At 74.2% G+C, this 22,755-nt stretch carries 17 protein-coding genes and 1 pseudogene; 6 read left to right on the forward strand and 12 right to left on the reverse strand.

Annotated elements, in window-relative coordinates; genetic code table 11:
* Positions 1–118: 118 nt before the first annotated feature.
* Complete coding sequence (locus IE177_RS12675; protein ID WP_190015364.1) at positions 119–928, forward strand: SDR family NAD(P)-dependent oxidoreductase; 810 nt, start codon at positions 119–121, stop codon at positions 926–928.
* A gap of 3 nt (positions 929–931) precedes the next feature.
* Here IE177_RS12675 and IE177_RS12680 read toward each other — a convergent pair whose 3' ends face one another.
* The 4 genes and pseudogenes from IE177_RS12680 to IE177_RS12695 all read right to left on the reverse strand — a co-directional run.
* A complete protein-coding gene (locus IE177_RS12680; RefSeq protein ID WP_229816033.1) occupies positions 932–1,231 on the reverse strand; it encodes a hypothetical protein in 300 nt (99 codons plus the stop codon).
* A 213-nt stretch (positions 1,232–1,444) separates the two neighbouring features.
* The gene (locus IE177_RS12685; RefSeq protein WP_190015365.1) at positions 1,445–1,603 is read right to left on the reverse strand and encodes a hypothetical protein; all 159 of its coding nucleotides are present in this window, start codon (positions 1,601–1,603) and stop codon (positions 1,445–1,447) included.
* 81 nt (positions 1,604–1,684) lie between these two features.
* Positions 1,685–2,242: an NADPH-dependent FMN reductase gene (ssuE, locus tag IE177_RS12690; protein WP_190015366.1), complete on the reverse strand. Its 558-nt coding sequence runs from the start codon at positions 2,240–2,242 to the stop codon at positions 1,685–1,687.
* Positions 2,243–2,470: 228 nt separating this feature from the next.
* Positions 2,471–2,881 (reverse strand): annotated as a pseudogene (locus IE177_RS12695) (LLM class flavin-dependent oxidoreductase); the annotation flags it as partial.
* 686 nt (positions 2,882–3,567) lie between these two features.
* Here IE177_RS12695 and IE177_RS12700 point away from each other — a divergent pair.
* From IE177_RS12700 to acsA, 3 genes are all read left to right on the forward strand, one after another.
* On the forward strand, positions 3,568–4,797 hold the full coding sequence (locus IE177_RS12700; protein ID WP_190015367.1) for an acyl-CoA dehydrogenase family protein: 1,230 nt from the start codon (positions 3,568–3,570) through the stop codon (positions 4,795–4,797).
* 420 nt (positions 4,798–5,217) lie between these two features.
* Positions 5,218–6,324: an aliphatic sulfonate ABC transporter substrate-binding protein gene (locus tag IE177_RS12705; RefSeq protein ID WP_190015368.1), complete on the forward strand. Its 1,107-nt coding sequence runs from the start codon at positions 5,218–5,220 to the stop codon at positions 6,322–6,324.
* 104 nt (positions 6,325–6,428) lie between these two features.
* Complete coding sequence (acsA, locus tag IE177_RS12710) at positions 6,429–8,294, forward strand: acetate--CoA ligase (RefSeq protein WP_190015369.1); 1,866 nt, start codon at positions 6,429–6,431, stop codon at positions 8,292–8,294.
* Positions 8,295–8,328: 34 nt separating this feature from the next.
* Here acsA and IE177_RS12715 read toward each other — a convergent pair whose 3' ends face one another.
* From IE177_RS12715 to IE177_RS12730, 4 genes are all read right to left on the reverse strand, one after another.
* The gene (locus IE177_RS12715; RefSeq protein WP_190015370.1) at positions 8,329–8,889 is read right to left on the reverse strand and encodes an RNA polymerase sigma factor; all 561 of its coding nucleotides are present in this window, start codon (positions 8,887–8,889) and stop codon (positions 8,329–8,331) included.
* Between the two features lie 125 nt (positions 8,890–9,014).
* Positions 9,015–10,391 carry a cryptochrome/photolyase family protein gene (locus IE177_RS12720; protein ID WP_190015371.1) on the reverse strand — a complete coding sequence of 459 codons (1,377 nt, stop codon included), beginning with the start codon at positions 10,389–10,391 and terminating at the stop codon, positions 9,015–9,017.
* 16 nt (positions 10,392–10,407) lie between these two features.
* Positions 10,408–12,006 carry an SDR family oxidoreductase gene (locus IE177_RS12725; RefSeq protein ID WP_190015372.1) on the reverse strand — a complete coding sequence of 533 codons (1,599 nt, stop codon included), beginning with the start codon at positions 12,004–12,006 and terminating at the stop codon, positions 10,408–10,410.
* 135 nt (positions 12,007–12,141) lie between these two features.
* The gene (locus IE177_RS12730; RefSeq protein WP_190015373.1) at positions 12,142–15,177 is read right to left on the reverse strand and encodes a CHAT domain-containing protein; all 3,036 of its coding nucleotides are present in this window, start codon (positions 15,175–15,177) and stop codon (positions 12,142–12,144) included.
* Between the two features lie 78 nt (positions 15,178–15,255).
* Between IE177_RS12730 and IE177_RS12735 the strand changes: the two genes are divergently transcribed.
* The gene (locus IE177_RS12735) at positions 15,256–15,606 is read left to right on the forward strand and encodes a hypothetical protein (RefSeq protein ID WP_229816028.1); all 351 of its coding nucleotides are present in this window, start codon (positions 15,256–15,258) and stop codon (positions 15,604–15,606) included.
* On the forward strand, positions 15,603–16,460 hold the full coding sequence (locus tag IE177_RS12740) for a hypothetical protein (protein WP_190015375.1): 858 nt from the start codon (positions 15,603–15,605) through the stop codon (positions 16,458–16,460). Before IE177_RS12735 ends, IE177_RS12740 begins: the two co-directional genes overlap by 4 nt.
* Before the next feature lie 21 nt (positions 16,461–16,481).
* Here the strand turns inward: IE177_RS12740 and IE177_RS12745 are convergent, their stop codons facing one another.
* The 4 genes from IE177_RS12745 to IE177_RS12760 form a co-directional block, all read right to left on the reverse strand.
* Positions 16,482–17,333 (reverse strand): SAM-dependent methyltransferase, encoded by an 852-nt coding sequence (locus IE177_RS12745; protein ID WP_229816029.1) that lies wholly within the window; start codon positions 17,331–17,333, stop codon positions 16,482–16,484.
* 56 nt (positions 17,334–17,389) lie between these two features.
* On the reverse strand, positions 17,390–18,193 hold the full coding sequence (locus IE177_RS12750; RefSeq protein WP_190015377.1) for a LytR/AlgR family response regulator transcription factor: 804 nt from the start codon (positions 18,191–18,193) through the stop codon (positions 17,390–17,392).
* A gap of 85 nt (positions 18,194–18,278) precedes the next feature.
* The gene (locus tag IE177_RS12755; protein WP_190015378.1) at positions 18,279–20,648 is read right to left on the reverse strand and encodes a glycoside hydrolase family 65 protein; all 2,370 of its coding nucleotides are present in this window, start codon (positions 20,646–20,648) and stop codon (positions 18,279–18,281) included.
* Between the two features lie 2 nt (positions 20,649–20,650).
* Positions 20,651–22,747: a xanthine dehydrogenase family protein molybdopterin-binding subunit gene (locus IE177_RS12760; protein ID WP_190015379.1), complete on the reverse strand. Its 2,097-nt coding sequence runs from the start codon at positions 22,745–22,747 to the stop codon at positions 20,651–20,653.
* Positions 22,748–22,755: the final 8 nt, after the last annotated feature.

The following is a 22,755-nucleotide window of genomic DNA, read 5'->3' on the forward strand; positions in this document are numbered from 1 at the left end:
GCATGCTCTCGTGCGTCGGGCTCAGGGAATCCCTTCCGTCATTGCACCACCCGGCCACCGGCCCCGCATGTCCGGCCGGCGTCGTGACACATCGTCCGCGAGGGGTACTGGGGCAGGCATGAACGATTCCAAGCCCCTAGCGGTGGTCACCGGGGCGTCCAGCGGCATCGGTCTCGAACTGGCCCGGCAGCTGGCCGAACGCGGCTACGACCTGATCATCAACGCCGAGGACGACGCACGGCTCGAGGACGCGGCGCGGCGGATCCGCGCCGAGGGCGCGGAAGTCGAGACGGTCCGCGCCGATCTGCGCGACTACGAGGAGGCCGAGCGCTTCTACGCGGCGGTCACGGCCACGGGGAGGCCGCCCGCCGTCGTCGCCCTGAACGCGGGCGTGGGCCGCGGCGGCGCCTTCCTGGACGCTGACCTCGCCGACCAGCTCGAGATCGTCGACCTCAACGTGCGCTCCACCGTGCACCTGGCCAACCGGGTGCTGCGGGACATGGCGGCACGGGACGAGGGACGCCTGCTGGTCACCTCCTCCATCGCCTCCACGCAGCCCGGCTCCTTCCAGAGCGTCTACAACGCCTCCAAGTCCTTCCTGCAGTCCTTCGCCCAGGCCCTGCAGAACGAACTCAAGGACACCGGCGTGACGATCACGTCCCTGATGCCGGGTCCCACCGAGACGGACTTCTTCCACCGGGCCGACATGGACGACACCCGGGTCGGCACGATGTCGAAGGACGACCCGGCGCAGGTGGCCCGCCAGGGCCTGGACGCCCTCTTCGCGGGCAAGGAGAAGATCGTCGCCGGCTCCGCCATGACCAAGGCCCAGGGCCTGGCCGGCAAGGTGCTCCCCGACAAGCTCAAGGCCGAGGCACACCGCAGGATGGCCGAACCGGGCTCGGGCGAGTCCGGCGGAGCCGGCTGAGTCTCACCGCACGACGATGATCACGGTTCCCCCGCCGTCGAACCGGTCGAAACCATCAAACCGGTTGAAACGGTTGAAACGGTCGTTCCCGTGATCGAAGCAGAACCACCGGTGGTGGAAACAGGAATCACGCTGGTCGAAGCAGCCCCGGCCGTCGCCGTCGAAGCAGCGGTCGGTGGTCACCCGGGTGTGGACGGCAGGTGCTGCCGCGGCCGTGCCCGCCGCGCCGATCGCGGCGCCGCCGGCCATCACTAGGCCGGCGGCGGACGCCGCGAGAACGCGCCGCACGCCTTGTGCTCGCATCAGGGACACCCCTTCCTTCCGTCGTCCCGCACCACTGTCGGCGGCACGGGGCGAACGGCCGCGGCCATGGGGACGGGCACGGCACGGTGGCGGGCGACCCGTCAGTGCGTGCCCGGGCTGCGGCCCTACTTGGCATACGTCGGCGGCACCGTTTGGGATTGCGGCGTGCGCCCTGCGCCGGTCCCCGGCGGCTCGGGGGCGCCGCAGCCGCGTTCACCGGCGCTGCCACTCCTCGGCCGGGAGCCGGTAGGAGCGCACCCGGTCGAGGGTTATGCCGGACATGATCGGGTGCTCCTCGTCGGTGTGCACGGCGCGTTCACGGGCGCGGGCACGGGTGCAGGCGCGGGCGGGCGGAGGTGCAGGAGCGGGCACGCCGCTGCTCCCGCCACGGGGCGCCGTGCCGCGGCGCGACGGTCGGCCGGGCGTGCTCGCACCCGCTGCCGGCCGGGGTGTTCATCCGGCGGCCGCCAGCAGGGCCGTACGGCTGCCGAGGGCTTCGGAGAACCGGTCGACGACCTGGGCGAGGGCCTCGGCCGGGCCGGGCGCGACGGTCAGCGTGCCGTCGTCGCCCACCGTGATGTCCTTGTCCAGCGTGAACCAGCCCTGGACGATGTGGGCGGCGCCCATGGAACTGAGCACCGGGCGCAGCGCGTAGTCGATCGCCAGGACGTGCGCGGTGCTGCCGCCGGTCGCCAGCGGGAGGACGGTCTTCCCGGTCAGCCCGTACTGGGGCAGCAGGTCGAGCAGTGACTTCAGCAGCCCGGAGTAGGCGGCCTTGTAGACGGGCGTGCCGATCACGGAGGCGTCGGCGCGGTCGAACAGCGCCGACGCCTCCGTGATCGCCGGGTGCCCGAAGTCGGCTCCGAGGAGGGCTTCGGCGGGGATGGTGCGGACGTCGAGCGGGATCACCTCGTGTCCCTGGGCGGTGAGACGCGCGTCCAGGTGGCGCAGCAGCCGGGCGGTGCGGGAGGTGGCGGAGGGGCTTCCGGAGACGGACAGGACGGTGGCCATGGCGGACCTTTCGGGGCGTGGGGACGGCTACTTGCCGGTCTTGGGCTTGTCGGGCGGGCTGATCTGCGAATGCGCCGTGTCCCCGGTCCCCGCCGGGGTCACGGAGGTCATTCGGCCACCGCCGGGAAGGGCCGCGCGCTCCGTGCCGCCCGTTCCGCGTCGCGCCCGGCGACCTCCTCGCGGACGAGCGGGATCACGTAGCGGCCGAAGTCGATCGCGTCGCCCAGCTACGACGCGGATGTACTCGCGGGTGCGGGCGTAGCGCTCGTCCTTGGAGAGGGTGTCGCCCTCGCGCCCCTGCTCGTGGTCGTTGCCGCCGGTGATGAAGTGCACGGTCAGCCGGCCCTGGCTGATCCGGTCGAGGGTGGCGAAGGTCTTCGCCGCGAAGGTCGGGTAGGAGACGTTGGGCCGGTGGGCGAGCAGTATCCCCAGGCGGTCCAGCCGGCTCGCGATGTACGCGGCGGCCGGCGCCGGATCGGGCGAACCGGACCCGTAGGCGAACAGCACGCGGTCCCACCCGTGGTCCTCGTGCGCCCGGGCGAGCCGGAGCGTGTACTCCTTGTCGAAGGCGGCGCCGGAGCGCGGGGTCGTCTCGGAGCCGTCGTTGGTGGCGGCGATGCCCAGGAACTCCACCGGCATGGGAGATGGCCTTTCTCAAGTCCTTTGCGCCGCTCTCAAGTTCCCTTGCGCCGCGGTCGGGGGGCGGGCGCGGCGAAGCGGCCCTCGGCGCGGCCGGGTGCGACGGCGCGCCCGGGGTGCCGGGAGCGGGTGTGAGCGGGTGTGGTCGGGTGTGATGACACAGGGACGGCGGGCTCCCGGCGGAACGGATCGGCGGCGGCGCGTGTCCGGTGCCGCGGAACCGTCCGCGCGTGGGCCGGCCCGGAATCAGCATCGCGGGTTCAGCGCGGTGTCACCGCGGGGTGGGGACACTGTGCCGGCGCGGTGTCACCGCTGGGGCCGGCGCGTGCGACGACGGTGCGGCGAAGGGAGGAACCCGACCCGCGACGGGGTGGCCCGGGGAGCGAGGGGCCGGTCAGGCGGCCCGCTGCCGTTTCAGGCGCAACACGCGGCGGACCACACCCGACCGAAGTCGATGTGGTCACGGGTGACCAGGCGTCGCTCAGCGTTCATGCGGTCAATTGAGCAGTACATCGCCGATCCCGTCAACCACGGACCGGATGCCGGACGGGCGCTCAGGACCGCGTTCCCTATGATTCCTATCGAATTACTCGGGAACTGTTGACGCTCCCCCGGCACGGTGCGCAGGATGATGCGACAGGGCCCCAACGCCGCACTCAGCGGCCCGACTTGAGGAGACCCCCGCCATGGGCGTTGCCCCCGCGCCGTCCGGCCCCGTCCCGGAATCCGACGGGGCCGGGCCCGGCCGCGCGCACTGGCTGCACGTGGCCCGCGAGGCGGCGGACGACCTGGCCACGGATGCCGTGGCCCGGGAGCAGGCGGGCAAGACCCCCTTCGACGAGGTGTCCCGGCTGCGCGAGGCGGGACTGCTGTCGCTCCTCGTGCCGGCCGCCCTGGGAGGAGGCGGCGCCGGCTGGCCCACGGCCTGCGCGGTGGTCCGGGAGGTCGCCGCGGCCGACGGCGCGATCGGCCAGCTGCTCGGCTGCCACTACTTCCTGTCGTGGAGCGCGCGGTTCTTCACCACCCCCGACCGGGCCGCCCGGGTCGAACGCCGGTCCGCGGCCCACGAGTGGTGCTGGGGCGGCGGGTTCGCCGCCCGGGAAGCCACCCTGACGCTGACCGGGACGGACGGTGGCCACCTGCTCGACGGCCGGCAGAACTACGCCACCGGGGTCCTGGTGGCCGACCGCCTCGCCGTGCGCGCCGTACGGGCCGGCACCGGCGAGCCGGTCGCCGTCGTCGTCGACCCCGCACAGGACGGCGTGCGGATCGACGGCGACGCCGACACCTTCGGCCAGCGGCTCGCGGCCGGCGGGAGCGTGAAGTTCGCCGCCGTGCCGGTCGCCGACGACGACGTACTCGGCTCCCTGTCCGCGGACGAGGACGTCCTGTCGCCCCCGACCGCCCTGGTGTCGCCGGTCGGGCGGCTGCTGTCCGTCCAGCTCCGCCTCGGCCTGGCCGAAGGAGTGCTCGCCGAGGCCCGGGAATACAGCCGGACGGGCCACTCGCCCTGGCATCCCGCCTGGCCGGCCGGCTCCGCCGGGGACCCGCAGACGCTTTCCGTCTACGGGGAACTCACCGTCCTCACCCGCTCCGCGTCGGCGCTCGCCGCCCAGGCCCTGGAAGCCGTGCACGGCGGGCTGGCGCGCGGCGACGACCTCACCTACGACGAGTACGCGGAGATCTCCGTCCTGGTGGCCATGGCCGAAGCCGCCGCGTCGCGGGCCGCGCAGGAGTCCACCGCCCGCGCCCTCGACGTCATCGGCTCCCGGTCCGCCTCCGCGCGCCTGGGCTTCGACCGCTTCTGGCGCAACGCCCGGACCCACACCCTGTACGAGCCCGTCGCACACCGGCTCCGCGACGTCGGGGACTACTTCCTCAACGGCGCGCACCCGCCGTTCACTCTGCCCGCCTGACCTCCACGGAAGCGGACCGCCGACCGTCTTCCCGTATCGCGAGACGGGCTCGTCCAGCATGCGAACGCCCCCTTGGGGCGGCGGCCACCTTCTGCCACGATCCCTAGCACCCAGGTAGGAAAACTAGGGAACGACGGGGGTGTGGCCATGCGATCGCTCGACCGCGCGTTCCCCCCGCCCTCCCCGCTGACCTCACGCCGCCACATCGACTTCGGCCGCGTGTCCAGCGCCATCTGTCGGCCCGCCTGAGACGTCCGCCGGAACCTGCCGGCGCCTTTCTCCCCCACGGCCCGCTCCCCGGTCCGCGACGGCAAACGTGCCGCCCGGAGCCGGCGAGCGGAGCACCGGTGCGTGCCCACAGGCCTCACCACCCCTCTCCCCACGCCCTCCTGATCACCCGTCACCCGAAGGGACACCCCCGTGTCTGCCGTACGACCGCTGACCACCCTGCGCACCATCGCCGCGCTAGCGGCGCTTCCCCTCCTGCTGACCGCCTGCGGCTACGGCTCCGACTCCACCGACGACGGCGCGCAGAGCAAGGTGGCCGCGAGCGGGAAGAAGCTCTCCGTCGACCAGGTGAAGATCGGCTACTTCCCCAACCTCACCCACGCCACCGCTCTGGTGGGGGTCAAGGAAGGGCTGTTCCAGAAGGAGCTGGGCGGCACCACGGTCAAGACCTCGACCTTCAACGCCGGTCCCTCCGAGATCGAGGCGCTGAACGCCGGGTCCATCGACATCGGCTGGATCGGCCCCTCCCCCGCCATCAACGGCTACACGAAGTCCGACGGCAGGAACCTGCGCATCATCGGCGGTTCCGCCTCCGGCGGCGTCAAGCTGGTGGTCGACCCGAAGAAGATCAAGTCCCTGGACGACGTCAAGGGCAAGAAGATCGCCACGCCTCAGCTGGGCAACACCCAGGACGTCGCCTTCCTCAACTGGATCGCGGAGAAGGGCTGGAAGGTCGACGCGCAGAGCGGCAAGGGGGACGTCTCCGTCGTCCGTACGGACAACAAGGTGACCCCGGACGCCTTCAAGTCGGGTTCGATAGACGGCGCCTGGGTGCCTGAGCCGACCGCGTCCAAGCTGGTCGCCGAGGGCGGCAAGGTGCTGCTCGACGAGTCGACGCTGTGGCCCGGCAAGAAGTTCGTGATCACGAACATCATCGTGTCGCAGAAGTTCCTCAAGGAGCACCCGGACGTCGTCGAGGCCGTGCTGCGCGGCTCGGTGCGGACCAACGCGTGGATCAACGCCAACCCGGACAAGGCGAAGGCGTCCGCCAACGCCGCGCTGAAGGACCTGTCGGGCAAGGCGCTGCCCGCCGACGTCATCGACCCGGCCTGGAAGTCGGTCACCTTCCTCGACGACCCGCTGGCCTCGACCCTCGGCACCGAGGCGCGGCACGCGGTCACGGCGGGCCTGCTGGAGAAGCCCGACCTCAAGGGCATCTACGACCTCACGCTGCTCGACAAGGTCCTCAAGGCCGAGGGCGAGAAGGAGGTCGACGACGCCGGACTCGGCGCCGAGTGACGGCCACCTGAGCCGTCCGGCCGCGGCAGGGGGCCGTTCGACCCCATGCGGACGGCCGTCTCCGAGCGCAGGATCGTAGGTGGCCCGAGGAAAGGAGGGCCGGCATGCGCCGGGAGACCATCCGCAAGGAGAGCCTGCCGCGGACCGCCCCCCACCTGGGCGACTACGGCAAGGAGTGCGCGGGCTTCTCGTGGCAGGCGGCACGCGGCGGGCTTCAGGGGCTGCCCGGCGGCCGGGGACTCAACATCGCCCACGAGGCCGTGGACCGGCACGCGGCGTCGGATCGTGCGACAGCGGTCGCGCTGCGCTGCGTCGGGCGGGACGACCGCGTCACCTCGGTGACGTACGCGGACCTGTCCCGCTCGACGGCGCGGTTCGCCAACGTGCTCCGCGGCCTCGGGATCGGTCACGGCGACCGGGTCGTGACGCTGCTTGGGCGCTGCCCCGAGCTGTACACCGTGGTCCTCGGCACGCTGAAGAACACCAGCGTCCTGTGCCCGCTGTTCCCCGCCTTCGGGCCGGACCCGGTGTTCCAGCGGATGACGCTGGGCGACGCGCGGGTGCTGGTCACCACGGCCGAGCTGTACCGCGGGAAGGTCGCCGCCCGGCGCGGCGCCCTCGCCGCGCTGAGCCACGTACTGATCGTCGGCGAAGGGGCGGACGACCTGCCCGGCACGCTCGGCCTCGCGGCGCTGATGGCCGACGCCGCCGACACCTTCACCATTCCGCCGACCTCCCCCCACGACATGGCGCTGCTGCACTTCACCAGCGGCACGACGGGCGTCCCCAAGGGCGCCGTGCACGTGCACGAGGCGGCCGTCGCGCACTACGCGAGCGCGCTGTACGCCCTCGACCTGCACGCGGACGACGTCTTCTGGTGCACGGCCGACCCGGGCTGGGTGACCGGGATGTCCTACGGGATCATCGCGCCCCTCCTGCACGGCGTGACGGTCGTGGTGGACGAGGGCGACTACGACGCCCGCCGCTGGTACCGCGTCCTCGCCGAGCAGCGGGTCAGTGTCTGGTACACGGCGCCGACGGCCCTGCGCGAGCTGATGCGGACGACGCCGAGGGCCGGCCCGTACGACCTGCCCCGCTCGTTCGACCTGAACGCGCTGCGGTTCGTGGCGTCGACGGACGAGCCGCTCGACCCGGAGGCGGTCGTGTGGGGGCGGGACGTGCTCGGGCTGCCGGTGCACGACAACTGGTGGCAGACCGAGACCGGCGCCATCATGATCGCCAACTTCGCCGGCTGCGACATCCGCCCCGGCTCGATGGGACGCCCGCTGCCCGGTGTGCGGGCGGCGGTGCTGCGGCGCGGGGAGGACGGCCGGGCCGAGGTCGCCGGCGGGCACGTCACGGTGCTGGAGGAACCCGGCGTGGTGGGTGAGCTGGCGCTCCGGCCCTGCTGGCCCTCCATGTTCCGCGGTTACCTGCACGACGAGCCGCGGACCGCTGCGGCCTTCGCGGACGGCTGGTACCTCACCGGCGACCTGGTACGACGCGACGCCGACGGCTGGTACTGGTTCGTGGGCCGTGCCGACGACGTCATCACCTCGGCAGGACACCTCGTCGGCCCCTTCGAGGTCGAGAGCGCCCTGATGGAACACCCCGCGGTCGCCGAGTCCGGGGTCGTCGGCCGTCCCGACCCCGTGGCCGGGAACATCGTCAAGGCGTTCGTCACGCTGCGGCCGGGCTTCGACGCGACCACCGCGACGCGGCGGGAACTGCTGGCCTTCGCCAGGCGCCGGCTGGGTCCCGCAGTGGCGCCCCGCGAGATCGCCTTCGACCAGCACCTGCCGCACACCCGCAGCGGCAAGGTCATGCGCCGCCTGCTGCGGGCCCGGGAGCTCGGCCTGCCCGAGGGCGACACCTCCACCCTGGAGCACTACGCCCCGCAGGCCTCCCGCGCGTCCGGGGCAGCCGCTGCCACCCCGGAGGCAAGACCATCCGGACCGGACAACTGCTGACGCCGAAGTGACGGCGTGACGCGGCCGGTGGCCGTCAGGCCGCTCCGACGCCCTCCGCCGCCAGGCAGCGGCGCAGATGGTCGAGGCCGCGCCGCGTGTGGCTCTTGACCGTGCCGAGCGGCCAGCCGGTGACCTGGGCGATCTGGGTCTGCGTCAGGTCCTCGTAGTAGGCCAGGTGCAGCACCTGGCGCTGCGCGGTGCTCAGCTGCCGCAGGGCCCGGCCGACGAGCAGCCGGTCGAGCGCGGACTCCGGCTCGCCGGCGTCCTCGCCGGCACCGTGCGCCGGGGACTGTTCGCCGGCCAGGGCGACGAGACGGGCGCGACGCGCCCGGGTCGCCAGCGCGTCGGCCACCTTGCGCCGGGTGATGCCGACGAGCCAGGCGGCCGGTGTCCCCCGCTCCGGGACGTAGCCGCGGCGGCCGCGCCAGGCGTCGGCGAACACCTGCTGGGCCACGTCCTCCGCCTCCCGCGCGTCCCCGAGCGCCTGGTTGGCCAGCCCGTGCACCAGCCCGCCCCACTGGCGGTGGAGCGCGGACCAGGTCGCGTCGTCCGCGGGGAGCGCGGCGCCGTCCGGGACGGCCGGGATTCGGTCCATGACCATCTCTCTCCTCGGCTCGCGCCTCGCCGGACGGGTGATCGTCCGGTGTGATCAGCGTGCGCCGCGGGAGAACGGCCCCACAAGTCGCATCGTTGCTGCATCGGATGGCCCGGGCCGCCTGGTCACGGCTGTCTGCCGCGGGCCCGCCGGAAACGGTCCAGGCCGTCGGGGAGAGCGACGACCGGATCCGGGTAGCCGAGGGCCGCACGCTCCGGACCGGGCAGCTTCCACGGCTCGTGCACCGCGGGGGCGGGGAGCGCGGAGAGTTCGGGGACCCAGCGGCGGACGTAGGCACCTCGCGGGTCGTACTTCTTGCCCTGTGTGACCGGGTTGAGGACCCGGTTGGGCCGGGTGTCGGTGCCGGTGCCGGCCATCCACTGCCAGTTGAGCTGGTTGTTGGCGAGGTCCCCGTCGACCAGCCAGTGCAGGAAGTGGGCGGCGCCGATCCGCCAGTCGACGTAGAGGGTCTTCGCCAGGAAGCTGGCGGTCAGGAGCCGGGCCCGGTTGTGCATCCAGCCCTCATCGCGCAGCTGCCGCATGGCCGCGTCGACGACCGGGTAGCCGGTGCGGCCCTCGCGCCAGGCCTCGATGTCGGGGCCGGCGGTGCGCTCGGTGCGCCAGCGGTCGCGTTTGGTGCGGTAGTCGGCGTGGGCGGCTTCGGGGCGCGCGGCGAGCACCTGGCGGTGGAAGTCGCGCCAGGCGAGCTGCCGCACGAGCGCCTCGGCGCCGGGGCCGCCGCGCCGGCGGGCCCGGTGCACCAGTTCCACCGGGGACAGCGTGCCGAAGTGCAGGTGGGCGGAGAGGCGCGAGGTGGCGTCGGCGGCCAGGTCGTCGTGGGTGGTGTCGTAGGCGTCCAGGCCGCGGCGCCAGTAGGCGCTCACCCGCCTGCGGGCCTCGCTCTCCCCGCCGGGCGGCAGGGCCGGGGACGCCCCGGTGATCGCTCCGGGTGCGGGGAGCGCCTCCCCGTGCACCCGGTCGGGCACGGGCACCCGGCGCGGGGGGCCACCGGCCGGCCGCAGCGCGACCTGCGCCCAGTGCCGGTAGTACGGGGTGAAGACGGCGAAGTGGTCGGAGGAGGCCGGGGTCAGCGTGCCGGGCGGCACCGCGACGGTGACCGCGTCGTGCACGAACAGCCGGCGGCCCGCCGACTCCAGGGCGGCGCGCAGCCGCCGCTCCCGGTGGACGGCGAACGCGCTGTGCCCGTCCGACATGTGCACCTCGTCGGCGTCCGCCTCGGTCACCACCCGGCACACCTCCTCCACCAGGTCGCCGGAGCGCACCACGAGCCGGCCGCCCCGCTCGCGCAGCGAGGCGTCCAGGTCCGCCAGGCAGCCGTCGAGGAAGGCGCGGCGGTTGGGCGCGGCGAACCCGGCCGCCTCGACGGCACGGTCGCGCACGAACAGCGGGACGACGGCGTCGGCCGCGTCCAGGGCCGCCCGCAGCGGTGGATGGTCGTACAGGCGCAGGTCGGCGGTGAACAGGACGACCGAGACGTGCATGGGGCCAGCCTCTTCCTCAGGGGCGCCGGGGTGCGGTGCTCACTCCGCTGTCTTCCGTCCCGGCCGCCGCCGCGGATGCGCCTTTGGCGCGCCCGTGCCCCGCGGGCGCCGCGCGTTCGGCGGCGCGGACGATGTTGCGGGCCATGCCGCCGAAGACGACCGCGTGGAAGGGCGAGACGCTCCACCAGTACAGGTGGCCGAGCAGTCCGCGGGGGTGGAACACGGCCCGCTGCCGGTACCTGACGCGACCGTCGGTGTCCACGCGCATCTCCAGCCAGGCCAGGCCGGGCAGCCGCATCTCGGCGCGCAGCCGCAGCAGGCGGCCGCGTTCGATCTCCTCGACGCGCCAGAAGTCCAGGGAGTCACCGGCCCGCAGCCGCTGGGCGTCCCGGCGGCCCCGGCGCAGGCCGACGCCGCCGACGAGGCGGTCGGCCCAGCCGCGTACCGCCCAGGCCAGGGGGAAGGAGTACCAGCCGTTCTCCCCGCCGATGCCCTCGATGACCCTCCACAGGGCCTCGGGGGCGACGTCGGTGTCGCGTTCGCGCACGTCGGTGTAGAGGCTGCCGCCCGCCCAGTCGGGGTCGGTGGGCAGCGGGTCGCTGGGGGCGCCGGGCACGGAGGCCGACGACCACCGGGTGGTGACCTTGGCGTCGCGGACGCGCTGCAGGGCGAGTGTCACGGCGCGGTCGAAGCCGAGGGGATGCCCTGGCGGACTCGGCAGGTAGCGTTCGATGTCGTTCTCGCGGCACACCACCTCGTGCCGCAGGGACTCGGTCAGGGGGCGGGCGATCGAGGCGGGGACCGGTGTCACGAGGCCCACCCAGTGGCTGGACAGGCCGGGGGTGAGGACGGGGACGGGCAGGATCAGCCGCCGGGGCAGCCGGGCCACGGCGGCGTAGCCCCGCATCATGTCGAGGTACGTCAGCACGTCCGGGCCGCCGATGTCGAAGGTGCGGTTCACGTCGCCGGGCAGTCGTGCGCAGCCGGTCAGCAGACGCAGCACGTCCCGTACGGCGATGGGCTGGATGCGGGTGTGCACCCAGCGCGGGGTGACCATCACGGGCAGCCGCTCGGTGAGGTAGCGCAGCATCTCGAAGCTCGCCGAGCCGGAGCCGATGATCACGGCGGCGCGCAGCACGGCCGTCGGCACGCCCGAGTCGAGCAGGATGCGGCCGACCTCGGCGCGGGAGCGCAGGTGCGGTGAGAGTTCCCGCTCGGGCACCGACGCGGGGGTCAGCCCGCCCAGGTAGACGAGCCGTCCGACGCCGGCCCGGTGGGCCTGCTCACCGAAGACGCGGGCCGCGTCGCGGTCGGTGTCCTCGAAACCGCGCCCGGTGCCCAGGGCGTGCACGAGGTAGTAGGCCACGTCCACGCCGTCCATGGCGCGGGCCACCGACCCGGGGTCGGTGACGTCGCCCTCGACGATCTCGACCCGGTCGGCCCACGCGTGGTCGCGCAGTTTGGCCGGGGTGCGGGCCAGGCAGCGCACGCGGTGGCCCGCGTCGAGCAGTTCCGGCACCAGCCGGCCGCCGATGTATCCGCTCGCGCCGGTCACCAGGCAGGTCAGGCCGCCGCCCGTCGGGTGCCGGGCCGGTGTGGTGTCGTCGTCGCTCATGATCGCCTGTGCCGCCCGCCGCTCGCCGGTGCGCCGCCTCCCGGCGCGTGTCCTCCCTCTCTACGGTGCGAGCGGTGCGGCCGGATGCGCCTGGGCGCGTGGGCCGGACGGGTGACGGCCAGCGGCCCGGCCCGCTCAGGGGCCGACATGCGCGTAGGGCGCCCAGACCAGCACGGCGTCGGGGTGCCGAGACCGCACGGCGGCGATGGCGGCGTGCAGGGCCGCCGCGGGGTCCGGGGTGTCCGGGCGGGCCAGGTTCTCGTACACGAGGTCGGCCACCTCTCGTGCGTAGCCGTCGTCGATGGGCCACAGCGTGCCCACGACGTCGCGGAAGCCGGCGATCTGGAGGGTCGCGGCGAGGCTGAGCGCCTCGTCTGCCAGCACCATGCCGCCGCGTGACGTCTCGCAGGCGGACAGGAACGCGAACCGCGCCCGGGGAAGCCGGAGGTCGGCGATGTCCCGCAGGGTCAGCGGGCCGTCGTGCAGGTGGAGTGCGCCGTTCGACGGACGCGCGAGGTCCTGGGTGCCGTGGCACGCGAAGTGGGCCCAGGAGCAGTGGCCCAGTGCCTCCAGCACCGCCGGGATCGTGGCGGCCGGGCCGGTGAGCAGCCTGGCGTCCGGGTACCGCAGGTGCAGGAGCTGGGCCTCGTGCCCCGCGGCGGGGAGGTCCGGCAGGTCCGGCGTGGACGGCATGGAGACGACGAGGCCGCCCGAGTCCGGTGTGAGCGGCCGCGGGCTGTGCTCACGGGCGTGCAGCAGGGCCCGGAGGGTGGGCGTGTAGGAGGAGACGACCCGGTCGAGCACCGCCTGACGGCCGGTGCCGGGGCCGACGCGTTCCGCCGCGTGCAGGGGGAAGAGCGTGAAGAGTCCGGTGGGGCACCACCACAGTCGTGGCGGGTCCGCGTCCGGGCCGGCGGCCCCGGTGTGGCCGAGCGCCTGCAGCACCGGCTCCGCGACGGCCTCCCACAGCCAGGCCAGCGTGTCCACGACCACCGTGTGGGCTGCGAGCGGCGACCCGCCGGGGCCGACGGCCCGCAGGAAGGCGAGGGTCCGTTCGGCCACCTGCCGGTGGTCGGTGCCGAGGGGCAGCGCCCGCACCCCGGCTCCCGTCAGGACGAGCGCGCGGCAGCCGTACCGGCTCGCGATGAGCAGCACCACCGGTCCGTGCTCGGCCGCCTCGCGCAGCGAGGTGAAGGAGGGCGGGCGCAGGAAGCCGGCGAGGCGGGGCAGCGCGCGGATGGCGGCGAGGATCTCCTCACGCCGGCGGGCGAGTTCGCCCCGGCGCTCGTTCGCCCGCCTGCGGTCCTGCGCACTCCACGAGGCCGTCGCGTACGGGCTGTCGGGCAGCCGGTCGAGTTCGAGGAGGATCTCGCCGAGCCGGTCGGCGAGATCCGGTGCCCGCGCGCGGAGCGCCTGGTCGTCGGCCCGGGTCTCCAGGGCCTGGGCGAGCAGGATGCCGCGTCCCTGCTCGAGGAGTTCCACCGCGCGTTCGGGCCGGCCGGCGCGCACGGCACTGGCCGCCGCGTTCGTGACCAGGTCGGGGAAGTCGGAGATCAGGCTCTCCCGGTCCGGCCGCCCCAGGCCGCGCCAGGCCGTCAGTTCCAGCTGGTCGAGAGCGAGCGCGAAGAGGTCGGTGGCACGCGCGAAGTCCCCCGAGTCGGCCGCGATGGTGCCCGCGGCGGCCGCCGCCAGCGTCCGGGACCTGGCCGGGGCGGTGGGGACGCGGGAGGCTTCGCTCAGCGCCTCGGCGGCCCGGTGCCGGTCCTCTGTCCTGCCGCCGGCCTTGAACCGGTCCCACAGCGCGAACCCGAGCATGCTCAGGGTCTCCGTGCGGTCGGGATGGTCCCCGGGGAGCGACTGTTCGACCCCGCGCAGCACCTCGACGGCCTCGGACAGGGCGGCGGGCGCGGCGAAGTGTTCCGCGTAGGCCCTGAGGGAACGGGCGAAGACCCGTAACAGGTCCGGCTCGAGGTAACCGCCGCCGGACAGGCCTTCCGCGAGCGCCTGCCGGCCCACCTCGACGGACCTGGCCAGGTCGGCCGGGTCCCCGCTGTGTGCGAAACGCTCCCCCAGCGCGTGCACCAGGAAGATCAGGCAGCCCGGCCGGTTGGGGTGCCCCTCGGGCACGTGCGGCAGGACGTCCTCGAGCAGGCCGACCACGAGGTCGCGCCCGTCCTCGCCCGCGGCGGGGTCCCCGGACCGGGTTCCCAGGGCACCCGCCAGGTTGATCAGGCGGCTCGGCGCGTCGGGGTGGCCGGGGGGAGTGATCTCCACCGCCTCGAACTGCGCCTCGAACGCCTCCTCGGTGTCCTCGGCGCGGCCGGTGCGCTGGCCCCGCAGGCTCAGGGCCGTGGCGAGGTTGGTGAGATGGGCGGCACGGTGGGGATCGTCGTCCGGGGCGCCGTACGCGGCCGCACGCAGTGACCGGACCGCCAGGTCGAGCGTGTGCAGGTCGCCGTCCCGCTGGAACGTGCGGATCGCGATGTGGCCGAATCCCGAGGAGCACGTCCGGAAGTACGGGTGGTCCGGCGGGGTCATCTCCCCGGCCTTGACGGTGACGACCATGGCCCGGTCCAGGGCGTCGGCGTCGTCCGCGAACTCGTACCTGCGGACGAGGACGTTGCCGAGGACGGTGAGCGCCTCCGCCTTGACCAGGTCGTCCCGCGGATTCGCGCGGGCGGAGAGCAGGCAGAGCTGGACGGCGTCGTCGAGCAGGCACAGGTCGCCCGTCACCTCCGCCTCCTTGAGCAGTCCGACGGCACTGCCCGTGTATCCCGCCAGTTCGCCGGCCGTCGGCTCGCCGTCCCGCACGAGGCTGCCGCTCTCGGTGAAGGCGTCCAGCAGCGGCCCGGGCACGCACTGGGGGGCGACCTTGGCGACCATCAGGTACATGACCGAGGCGCGCCCGGCGTCCTCCCGCTGTTCCTCGTGCCGGAACCGGTACCAGTGGTAGGCCCCCAGCAGCAGGGCGGCGTTGAACCTGCGTGCGACGTCCGCCACTTGCCCGCCGGGGGACAGCCAGTCGATCGCGTAGTACAGGCGATCGGCGAGCCGCCGCGCCTCCGGATCCGTCAGGACCCGCGGATCGCTGTCCGCGAAGTAGGCGTCGAGCAGGTCCTCCATGGCGAAGGCGAGATCCCCGGTGCCCGCGGCCTTCCCGGGCGCGCCCATGACTTCCACTGTATGCATCCCCCTCACACGGCACTGGTGAGACTATGACCTGAAAAGGTGCACCATGAGGGGAGAACGGTGCAGAACCGTGCCGTGGCGGCTGACGAGTGGACCTATCTGTGCCAAGGACTGCCGCAGGTGCGCCACTTGGCGCGGCAGCGGGGGTGGGCCGCCGAACTGGAGCACGTCCTCGACGGGCTGCGCGACGGTACGCGGTCGGTGACGGCCGTGCTGGAGTGGGTCTGCGGCCGGCTGGGCGTGCCGTCGAACAGCCGGGGCTACGTCCCGGTGCCGGGCCAGGAGGCCGTCGCGCCACCGGCCGGCTCGTACGCCTGCCCGGGCAGGCGGTGCCGGCGTACGGAGACCCGCGAGCCCGGCGCTGCGCTGCCCGAGTGCGCCGTGTCCGGCGAGCCGATGTCCTTCGGATGAACGCGTTCCTGTCGGAGCTGGGAAGGAAGCTCGCCGAACGCTGGATCACCCTGCTGGTCCTGCCCGGCGCGCTGTTCACCGCACTGGCCGGCGCGGGCCTCCTGCTCGGACAGCGCGACGCGCTCGGCCTGCGGCGTCTGGGCCGGCTCGCCGAGGGCTTCGCGGCACGCTACGACCACCGTCCGGGGGCGGCGGTCGTCCTGCTGTGCGGGGTGTTCGCCGCCGGCGCGGTGACCGGGCTGCTGGCGCGCGGGCTGGGCGCCGCGGTCGAGAAGGTGTGGCTGCTCGCCGGTCCGCCGTGGCTGACGGGCCGGCTCGTCAGCCGGCGCCAGGACCGGTGGGCGCGGGCGGACGCCGCTGCGCGGCTGGCCGGCCCGGCCGAAGAGGCGGCCCTCGTCGCAGCCCGCAACGCCATCGCGCTCGTCCCGCCGGCCCGGCCGACGTGGATCGGTGACCGGCTGCGGGGCGTGGGCCTGCGCGTCCACGGCCAGTACGGACTCGACCTGGCCTTCACCTGGCCGCGCCTGTGGCCGTTGCTGCCGGAGGCCTGCCGCAACGACCTGATCGCCGCGCGGCAGGCGATGGCGGACGCCGCGACGCTGGGCGGCTGGGGCCTGCTCTACCTGTGCCTGGGCGTCCAGTGGTGGCCGGCGGCCCTCGGCGGGGTCGTCCTCCTGCTCATGGGATGGGGAAGGGGCCGGGACGCGGCGGGCAACCTGGCGGATCTGACCGAGTCGGCCGTCGACCTGTACGCCGCCGACCTCGCCCGGTCCCTCGGGGCCGCGCTTCCCCTCGGCCGGGTGACGCCCGCGCTGGGCCGACAGCTCAGCGAGCGCTTCCGCAAAGGGGCCTGAGCCCGTCCGCCCGGGGCCGCGTCAGCCGGCGGGCGCACCGGCGGGTGGGGTGAGCGTGGCCGTCGCCAGCCAGCAGGCCGGGAGCGGCGCCACCGCGCGCCCGTGGCCGATCCCCGGGTCGTCACCGGAGTACACCTGTGCCTGCCAGCCGTGACCGCGCAGCCAGGACCGCAGGTCGTCGCGGGCGGAGAGCCAGGACGCGCCGTGCTCCTCGACGCCCTCCCGAACGGGTCGGCCCTCTTCGCTCAGCATGGCCGCCTTCAGGTGCTCCACCAGGACACGGCTCCCCGGTGCGGACAGTTCGCTGAGACCGGCGAGGACGGCGTCCCCCGCCTCGTCGGTCAGGTACATCAGGAGGCCCTCGACGAGCCAGACCGTGGGCCGCGACGGGTCGAAGCCGGCGGCCCGCAGCGCGGACCGCCAGTCCTCCCGCAGGTCGGCGGCGACCGCCCGGCGCTCGCAGGACAGCGGGAGGCCGGAGCGTTCGAGGAGTGCGTCCTTGAACTCCGTCATCTCCGGCAGGTCCACCTCGAACCAGCGTGTCCCGGACGGCAGTTCGAGGCGTACGCCGCGCCCGTCCAGGCCCGCGGCCAGGGTGACGACCTGGCGGATTCCGCGCCGTACGGCGGCGAGCACCTCGTCGTCGAAGAACCGCGTGCGCACGGCGAAATACGCCGGGAAGCCCCGCGCCGGGCCGTGGGTGCGCCGGATGACCTCGGCCATGCCGGCCAGTACGCGGTCCCCCGACAGCGCGGAGAGCATCTCGGCGGCGAGCGGGTCCCGGAACAGCGCGTCGTCGCGCTCGCTCTCCAGCTGCCGCATCCACGCGACGAACAGCGCGGTCTGCCCGACACCGACGGAAGGTGTCCTCAACTCGACCATAAACCCCTCACCGGGACGATTCACATGGGATCGGGAGCATATGCGCATCACGGCGCCGCCGCCGCGTGCCTCGCCAGCAGGTCACGCAGCTCCCTGGCGTTGCGCCGGCTGACGGCGAGGACGCGGTCCCCGATCCGGACGGTCAGGTTGCCGCCGTCCAGGCGGAGTTCCTCGATGCGGCCGAGGGCGACGAGCCGGCTGCGGTGGATGCGCACGAAGCCGCGTGCGCGCCACTGTTCCTCCAGGGCGGACAGCGGGATGCGCACCAGGTGGCTGGCGTCGCGGGTGTGCAGCCGGGCGTAGTCCCCGTGGGCCTCCACGTAGGTGATGTCGGCGACGGGCACGAACCGGGTCACCCCGCCCAGCTCCACCGGGACGTGGTCGCCGAAGGCCGGCGCGGGGCCGGGGCCGGCCGCCGCACGGGCGGCCGGGCGTGGGCCCTGACCGGCCCGGACCAGTTCGGCGACCCGCCGCACGGCCTCGGCGAACCGTTCCTCGCGCAGCGGCTTGAGCAGGTAGTCGACGGCCTTGAGGTCGAAGGCGCGGACCGCGAAGTCCTCGTGGGCGGTGACGAAGACGACCAGCGGCGGCGCGGCGGCGCCGCCCAGCAGCCGGGCCAGTTCGAGACCGCCCAGGCCGGGCATGTCGATGTCCAGGAAGACGACGTCGAAGCCGTCCGCGCCGCTCCGCGCCGCCGCGCTCAGCCGGCGCAGCGCCTCGGTGGCGGCCGACGCGGGCACCACGCTGCCGACCCGCGGGTCCTTGCCCAGGAGGTAGAGCAGTTCCTCGAGCGCGGGTTCCTCGTCGTCCACGGCCAGGACGCGCAGGGGGGCGTCGTCGATCGCGCTCATGTCCGCGGCTCCTCCTCCGTCGCAGGATCTGCCCGTACACCGTAGGGGACGCGTGGACGCCGTCGGACGGGAGGACCAGCCGGTCTCATTCCGGCAGGACCAGACGTGCCGTCTCCCCCGGTCTCACCAGGACGTCCCGGTCCCGCAGGCGGACGTCGACCGGTGCGCGGCCCGGGGCCGGCACGGCGATCTCCAGCAGGCCGCTGCGCAGGCGCAGATGGACGCCCCAGTTGCCGTGGTAGCGCAGGGAGAAACCGTAGGAGGAGAGTTCGGGCAGCGGGACCGGGTCGAGGTACAGGGCGCCGCCCCGGGTCGCGAGGCCGGTCAGTCCGCGCTGGACGAGGTCGAGCGTGCCGGCCATCGCGCCGAGGTGGATGCCCTCGCCGGTGGTGCCGCCCTGGAGGTCGGCGATGTCCCCGCGCAGCGCCTCCTGGACGAAGACCCAGGCGTCCGCCCGGCGGGCCCGGGTCAGGATCCAGCCGTGGACGAGGCCGCTGAGGGTGGAGCCGTGGCTGGTGCGGTGCAGGTAGTGGTCCACGGTCGCGGTCCACGTCCGCTCGTCGAGCCGGTGCCCCAACTGGGTGAACAGGTTGCGCAGTTCCGGCGGGGAGAAGAGGTAGCCGAGCATCAGCACGTCGGCCTGTTTGGACGCCTTGTAGCGGTTGACGGTGTCGCCCTCGGCCTCCAGGATGCGGTCCAGCCGGCGGATGTCCTCGTACTGCCTGCGGTAGCCGGCCCAGTCCAGCTCGGCGAGGTCGCCGTAGCCCTCGAACTGGCTGACCACCCCGTCGTGGAAGGGGATGTGGAGGGCGTGCGAGACCTCCTCCCAGCGGGCCGGTTCGTCCTCCTCCAGCCCGGCCTCCTCGGTGAGTTCGCGACGGCGCGGCTCGGGCAGGGCGCGCAGCAGTTCCAGGGTGCGGCCGAGCACCCAGGCGGCGGTGACGTTGGTGTAGGCGTTGTCGTCCAGGCCCGGCCGGAGCGCGTCGGGGTAGGCGTCGTGGTACTCGTCGGGGCCGACCACACCCCGGATGCGGTACCGGCCCAGATGGTCGTCCCAGCGAGCCGAGTCGGCCCAGAAGCGGGCGATGTGCAGCAGCATCTCGGCGCCCTCGCCGTGCAGGAAGTCGACGTCGCCGCTCGCCTCCCAGTACTGCCACACGTTGTAGGCGACCGCCGAGCCGACGTGGTGCTGGAGCCGGGAGTGGTCGGGCAGCCAGCGGCCGGAGCGGGGGTTGAGATGGAGCTGCTGGGTCTCCTCGCGGCCGTCGCTGCCGCTCTGCCAGGGGTACAGCGCGCCGCGCCGGCCGAGGTCGCGGGCCGCCTGGCAGGCGGCGCCCAGGCGGCGGTGGCGGTAGCGGAGCAGGGCGCGGGAGACCTCGGGGAGGTGGAGGTTGAGGTAGGGCAGGACGAAGAGTTCGTCCCAGAAGACGTGGCCGCGGTAGGCCTCGCCGTGCAGTCCGCGCGCGGGGACACCGACGTCGAGGTCGGCGGTGTGCGGGGAGAGGGTCTGCAGCACGTGGAACAGGTGCAGGCGCAGGATGCTGCCGGCCTCGCCGGGGACCTCCAGTGCGGTGCGCCGCCACAGCTGCTCCCAGGCGGCGGCGTGCACCTCGCGCAGCTCGTCGAAGCCGGGCGCGGCGCGGACCCGGTCGACGGCCGCGCGCAGCGGGTCGCCGATGGCGGGGTCGTGGGAGGTGTGCAGGGCGACGGTCTTGTCGACGGTCACGGTACGGCCGGGCGGCAGGAGGAGCCGCACGTGCTGGACGGCTCGGTGGGCCTCGTCGGCGTGGGTGACCGGCGCATCGGCGGTCAGCCGGCCGGCCAGGCCGAAGCCGATGTCGGAGGTACGGGTGCGGCAGCGCAGCCACACCGTGCCGGGCGCGGCGGTACCGGTGCGCACCTGGGTGAGGTGCCGGCCGTCCAGGTCCCGGTAGCGGGCCACCTGGGAGTTGGTGACGTTGCCGTCGAGCGCGGCCTCGGCCTCCAGGTCGACTGTGTGTCCCTGGACCGTGAACTCGGTGCGCAGGGCAGCGAGATGCGGGTCGGCCAGGTCGACGAGGCGCTGCTGCCGCACCAGGAGGGTGGCGTCGGCGCCGAGGGCGTAACGGGTACGGCGTTCCAGCAGGCCGGGGTCGAGGTGGAGCATCTGGTGGTGCTCGGTGACGGGGGCGGTGTCCGGGGTGAGCCAGTCCCCGCCGGCGGGGCGGAAGCGCAGCGGCAGCCAGTTGGGCAGGTTGACCATGTCCTCGTTCTCGACCCTGCGTCCGGCGACCTCGGAGGTGAGCCGGTTGTAGCAGCCGGCCGCGTACGTGCCGGGGTGGTGGACCTCGTCAGCGGTGCACTCCGGCAGTGCCCCCCGGGTGGCGAAGTAGCCGTTGCCGAGGGTGCACAGGGACTCCCGCAGGCTCTCCTCCTCGGGCCGGTAGCCGTCGTACTCCCAGGTCGGTCCCGTCACCGTCACCCCTCGGACAGCAGGGCCGTGAGAACGCGGTCGGGGGTGAGGGGCAGTTCGCGGAAGCGGATACCGGTGGCGTGGTGGACCGCGTTGCCGACCGCGGCGGCGGTCCCGACGATGCCGATCTCGCCGATGCCCTTGCTGCCCATGGGGTTGAGGTGGGGGTCGTCCTCGTCGAGCCAGTCGGCCTCGATGTCGGGGACGTCGGCGTGGGCGGGCACGTGGTAGGCGGCGAGGTCCGGCTCGGCGAAGTCGCCGAACACGGCGTCCAGGGTGCTGTGTTCGGTGAGGGCCATGCCGAGGCCCATGGTCATGGCGCCGGTGAACTGGGAGCGTGCGGTACGGGCGTTGAGGATGTGCCCGGCGGCGAAGACGCCGAGCAGCCGGCGCACGCGCGTCTCGCCGGTGACGGTGTCGACGGCGACCTCGGCGAACTGGGCGCCGAACGCGTGCCGCGCGTAGGGGCTGTCGGCGTCGGCCTTGCCGGCGGTGTCGGCGCGGACCTCGATCCCCTCGACGGGCAGCGGCCCGGTGTGCCCGGCCAGCCGGCACGCCAGCTCGGCGCACGCCTCGTGCACGGCCCAGCCCCAGGAGGCGGTGCCCATGGAACCGCCGGCCAGCGGGGCCGGGGGCAGGTCGCTGCGGCCGACCTCGGTGCGCACCCGGTCCAGCGGCACGCCGAGGGCGTCGGCGGCCACCTGGGCGAGGACGGTGCGCGCCCCGGTGCCGATGTCGGCGGCGTTGATCCGGACGGTGAAGGTGCCGTCGGGCAGGGCCTGCGCGGATGCCGTGGACGGGGCGACCTGGACGGGGTAGGTGGCGGCGGCCACACCGGTGCCGAGGAGGAAGGGGCCCTCGCGCCGGGCGCCGGGGCGTGGGTCGCGCTCCGCCCAGCCGAAGCGGCGGGCGCCCTCGCGCAGGCACTCCGCCAGGTGCCGGCTGCTGAACGGCTTGCCACTGGCCGGCTCGCGGTCCGGTTCGTTGCGGATGCGCAGCTCCACCGGGTCGGTGCCGAGCACGCCGGCGAGCTCGTCCACGGCCGACTCCAGGGCGTACATGCCGGGAGCCTCCCCGGGGGCCCGCATCCAGGAGGGGCTGGGCACGTCCAACGGCAGCACCCGGTGGGCGCTGCGCAGGGCGGGGGTGGCGTACATGACGCGGGAGGGGACCGCGGCGTACTCCACGAACTCCTTGACGCGGGAGGTGTGGGTGGTCACCTCGTGCAGCAGCGCGGTGAGCCGGCCGTCCGGGTCCGCGCCGAGACGCAGCCGCTGCACGGTGGGTGCGCGGTGGCCGACGACGTCGGGCAGGTACCGGCGGGGAAGGGCGAGGGTGACGGGGCGGCCGGTGTGCCGGGCGGCCATCGCGGCGAGGACGACGTCCGGGCGCGGGGTGCCCTTCGAGCCGAAGCCGCCGCCGACGTGCTCGGCGACGACCGTGATCCCTTCCTCGTCCAGCCCGAACAGCTGGGCGAGGACGGACCGGACGGCCGTACCGCCCTGGCTGGAGGTGTACACGGTGAGCCGGTCCCCGTCCCAGTGGGCGGTGCTGGCGTGCGGCTCCATGGGGTGGTTGTGCAGCGGCGGCACCCGGTAGGTGACGTCGACGCGGACGCCGGCGGCGGCGTAGGCGGCCTCCGGGTCGCCCCGCTCGACGCGGCCGGCCTGGCCGCCCGCCTCGTCCGGCTCGTAGGCGTCCGGGTCGGCTTCGGTGAAGTCGGCGTGGTGGGGTTTGCGGTCGTAGGTGACGCGGACCGCGCGGGCGGCGGCGCGGGCCGTCTCCAGGGTCTCGGCGACGGCCAGGGCCACGCACCAGCCCCGGTGCGGCACGTCCGGGTCCTGGAGGACGGCGAGCGTGCCGTCCTCGGGTTCGGCGAGGCGGGGGGCGTCACCGGGGGTGAGGACGGCGAGGACGCCGGGCAGGGCGAGGGCGGCCGAGGTGTCGACGGCGGTGACCCGTCCGCGCGGCACGGCGGCGGGCACGGGCCAGGCGTGGGCGCGGCCGGGCAGGGTGTACTCGGCGGCGTAGCGGGCGGCGCCGGTGACTTTCTGCCGCCCTTCGCGCCGTTCGGCGGGAGCGCCCAGGTTGGTGCCGGTCATGGGGTCCT

Origin of the sequence: Streptomyces lucensis JCM 4490 (genome assembly GCF_014650035.1) — a bacterium.
GTDB lineage: Bacteria > Actinomycetota > Actinomycetes > Streptomycetales > Streptomycetaceae > Streptomyces > Streptomyces lucensis.

What these genes read in the sequence shown, in the direction of transcription:
- IE177_RS12675 (WP_190015364.1), top strand. Translation starts at nt 119, where the DNA reads ATGAACGATTCCAAGCCCCTAGCGGTGGTCACCGGGGCGTCCAGCGGC.
- IE177_RS12680 (WP_229816033.1), bottom strand. Translation starts at nt 1,231, where the DNA reads ATGCGAGCACAAGGCGTGCGGCGCGTTCTCGCGGCGTCCGCCGCCGGC.
- ssuE (WP_190015366.1), bottom strand. Translation starts at nt 2,242, where the DNA reads ATGGCCACCGTCCTGTCCGTCTCCGGAAGCCCCTCCGCCACCTCCCGC.
- IE177_RS12700 (WP_190015367.1), top strand. Translation starts at nt 3,568, where the DNA reads ATGGGCGTTGCCCCCGCGCCGTCCGGCCCCGTCCCGGAATCCGACGGG.
- acsA (WP_190015369.1), top strand. Translation starts at nt 6,429, where the DNA reads ATGCGCCGGGAGACCATCCGCAAGGAGAGCCTGCCGCGGACCGCCCCC.
- IE177_RS12715 (WP_190015370.1), bottom strand. Translation starts at nt 8,889, where the DNA reads ATGGACCGAATCCCGGCCGTCCCGGACGGCGCCGCGCTCCCCGCGGAC.
- IE177_RS12720 (WP_190015371.1), bottom strand. Translation starts at nt 10,391, where the DNA reads ATGCACGTCTCGGTCGTCCTGTTCACCGCCGACCTGCGCCTGTACGAC.
- IE177_RS12725 (WP_190015372.1), bottom strand. Translation starts at nt 12,006, where the DNA reads ATGAGCGACGACGACACCACACCGGCCCGGCACCCGACGGGCGGCGGC.
- IE177_RS12730 (WP_190015373.1), bottom strand. Translation starts at nt 15,177, where the DNA reads ATGGGCGCGCCCGGGAAGGCCGCGGGCACCGGGGATCTCGCCTTCGCC.
- IE177_RS12740 (WP_190015375.1), top strand. Translation starts at nt 15,603, where the DNA reads ATGAACGCGTTCCTGTCGGAGCTGGGAAGGAAGCTCGCCGAACGCTGG.
- IE177_RS12750 (WP_190015377.1), bottom strand. Translation starts at nt 18,193, where the DNA reads ATGAGCGCGATCGACGACGCCCCCCTGCGCGTCCTGGCCGTGGACGAC.
- IE177_RS12760 (WP_190015379.1), bottom strand. Translation starts at nt 22,747, where the DNA reads ATGACCGGCACCAACCTGGGCGCTCCCGCCGAACGGCGCGAAGGGCGG.